At 49.9% G+C, this 3028-nt stretch carries 2 protein-coding genes; both read left to right on the top strand.

The annotated features are described in order from the left end of the window. The first annotated feature begins 346 nt into the window (after window positions 1-346). Window positions 347-2080 carry an alanine/glycine:cation symporter family protein gene (locus ACIQ2L_RS13530; RefSeq protein WP_396159713.1) on the top strand — a complete coding sequence of 578 codons (1734 nt, stop codon included), beginning with the start codon at window positions 347-349 and terminating at the stop codon, window positions 2078-2080. 18 nt (window positions 2081-2098) lie between these two features. After that, on the top strand, window positions 2099-3028 hold a 930-nt coding region (locus ACIQ2L_RS13525; RefSeq protein ID WP_396159711.1), incomplete at its 3' end, for an NAD(P)/FAD-dependent oxidoreductase.

The following is a 3028-nucleotide window of genomic DNA, read 5'->3' as shown; positions in this document are numbered from 1 at the left end:
AGGCACTTCAAAGTCCGGCTGGCCGATCGACAAATTGATCGGATTCTTCAGCTTGGCCGCAAGCTCAAAGACTTTCCGGATGCCGCTCGAGTCGAAAGCGAGTGTACGCTGTGCAATCCAGGGATGCGGTTTTGTCATGCGAAAGGGAGGTAGGTAATAGTTGGAAAATGAGCGGCCTAGGCAAGAAAGTAGCCTCAGATCGGTAAATGATACGGTGAAATCGACTTTTTGACACCTCGAAGTTTCAGCAAACTGCTAGCACTTTGGTGAAGCTTGTGTAGCATTACGCCCTCATCCCGTTTGTTTTTTCCTCGGATGTGTTCATTTAGAAACAGGCACCTATCTTATGGCGAGCATGGTTGGCAGGTTCCGTAGTGTTGGATTTGTAAGTTCACTCGCCCTCTCCCTTGTTGTCTTACTCCACCCCATTTTTTTTCCAAGTATTTGTGTTTCGCAAGAAGCGACGGCCGCCAAGCTAGATCCGCATGATCTACCGTTGCCCGATAAGCTTCCAGCAGCAACCCCCAAGGATGAGTCCAAGAAAGACTGGATCTATAGGGTCGATGAGGCCTTTGGAACTTGGCTGGTTAAGCCGATGGACGCCACATTATTTTACGACTTTGGCACAGGAGACAAACCCGTCAAGGACGAGGCCGGTAAAGAAGTCGTCGACGAAGAGGGTAACAAAGTTGTTACTAAGGGGTGGCTAGGGACTAGCGTCCCGTTTGTTGTCGTCTGGCTTCTGTTCGCCGGAGTTTTTTTGACGTTACGCATGTCGTTCATTAATTTGCGAGGGTTTTATCACTCGATTCAACTCATTCGAGGTGTTTACGATTCCAAGCACCACAAAGGAGACGTCTCTCACTTTCAAGCTCTCGCCTCCGCTTTGTCTGGTACCGTAGGGCTCGGCAACATTGCTGGCGTGGCCATTGCCGTTGGTACAGGAGGCCCTGGTGCTACGTTTTGGATCGTACTCTCCGGATTGATCGGCATGTCCAGCAAGTTTTCCGAATGCACCTTAGCGGTCATGTATCGAAAAACCGACGAACAAGGGCTAATTTTGGGGGGACCGATGATATACCTAAAGGAAGGCCTATCGCGTATGGGCCTTGGCCCATTGGGCAGCGTACTTGCGCTGGTCTTTACATTTCTTTGTATTGGAGGATCGTTTGGAGGCGGGAACTCGTATCAAGTCGTTCAGTCATTGAATGCATTGCAAGCCGAAGAATCCTTCAGCTTTTTGAAAGACTACCCATGGATCTACGGTCTGGTAATGGTCGTATTGGTTGGGGTCGTAATCATTGGTGGTATCAAGTCGATCGGCAATTTTGCTGGTACCGTAGTTCCATTCATGTGCCTTGCGTACATTTCGATGTGCCTCGTAATCATAGGTTTGAACGCCTCAAGACTGCCGTGGGCCATCGGAGAGATTTTGACAGGAGCATTTTCGCCCGCTGGTATGTACGGTGGATTCCTGGGAGTTATGGTAATCGGTGTCAAGCGTGCCGTTTTCTCCAACGAAGCAGGTGCAGGTTCCGCCGCCATTGCACACTCCGCTGCTCGAACCAACGAACCAGTAAGCGAAGGTATTGTTGCACTCCTCGAACCTTTCATCGATACGGTTGTTGTTTGTACGCTTACGGCACTGACTATCGTCGTTACTGGCGTGTATCGCCAACCGGATGTTTTGCAGCTTTCCGCTGATAACAGAGGCTCTATGATTACACTCGTTGCGTTCACACAGAATGCTTCCTTTGCTTGGTTCAGATATATTCTGTACCTAGCAGTCTTTTTGTTCGCTTACTCCACATGTGTTTCGTGGTCTTACTATGGTGAACGGTGCTTCGTTTCGATCTTTGGAAGCAAATCATCGTTGCTGTACAAGATTCTATTCCTGATCTTCACTTTTCTGGGGTCTATCGTCAGCGCCACGAATATTCTGGACTTTAGTGACATGTTGATCTTGTCGATGTCCATTCCGAACCTGATTGGCGTCTTTTTGATGAGTGGAATGATTCGAAAGGAATTGGATCGATACTGGGTGCGTTACAAGAGTGGCGATCTGTTACCTAAAGATTAGTTCGATGGGCGGTTTCCGATGAGTGATGCAAAGTACTATGACCTCGTCGTATGTGGCGGTGGGGTTATAGGCCTTTCCATCGCATTCCAATGCGTCAAGAAAGGCTGGACGGTTTGCGTTTTAGACGCTGGTGAAATTGGCAAGGGATCTTCTTGGGCTGGTGCTGGGATTCTTCCGGCCGGTGCGTCCGTCGATGCACTAGATCCACTCGAACAGCTACGTGCACTGTCTCATGAGCTTCACCCCCTTTGGGCTGAGGAGCTTTGGGAATCGACTTGCATTGACAATGAGTTTCGCCGCTGCGGAGGTCTATACTTAGCGAGAACACGAGCTGAGCGAGCGACCCTTCGGGCGAATTGCAGTTGGTGGGACGAGCATGGTATTGCTTACGAGCAACGTACTATTGGCCAGATGAGTCAGTGTCTTCCGGGCATGAAGTCACTGACTCTCGTCGAACCTGAGGCGGAATGTTGGTGGGTGCCTGGCGATTGCCGAGTTCGCAACCCTCGGCATCTGAAAGCTCTGCAAAAGGCACTTCATCAACTGGATGTCGATTTGGTACCTAACACTTCGGTAACAGGCTTTCGTTGCGAAAATGGGCGAGTCCAACGAGTGACATGTGAAGGAGGTCGTACAGTGTTTGGTAATGTCTATTGCGCGGCTTCTGGTGCATGGACTTCAGCACTGCTTTCTAACGTGGGAGTGGCCACGGGCATCATGCCAGTTCGAGGGCAGATGCTCCTGTATAAACTAGCATCACCAGCCTTCTCGTGTGTGATCAATGAAGGGCATCGTTACTTGGTTCCTCGCGATGATGGTCATCTACTGGTCGGGTCTTGCGAAGAGGAAGTTGGTTTTGTCGCTGAAACAACTCAGGAAAAAATAAATGAATTGCATGAATGGGCGGAGGGCCTAATGCCGGCACTTACCGAGAACCGATTGGTGCAA

The organism is Flavobacterium sp. (assembly GCF_044369455.1).
In the GTDB taxonomy this organism is placed as follows: domain Bacteria; phylum Bacteroidota; class Bacteroidia; order Flavobacteriales; family Flavobacteriaceae; genus Flavobacterium.
This window is presented reverse-complemented; position numbering and strand designations above follow the sequence as displayed.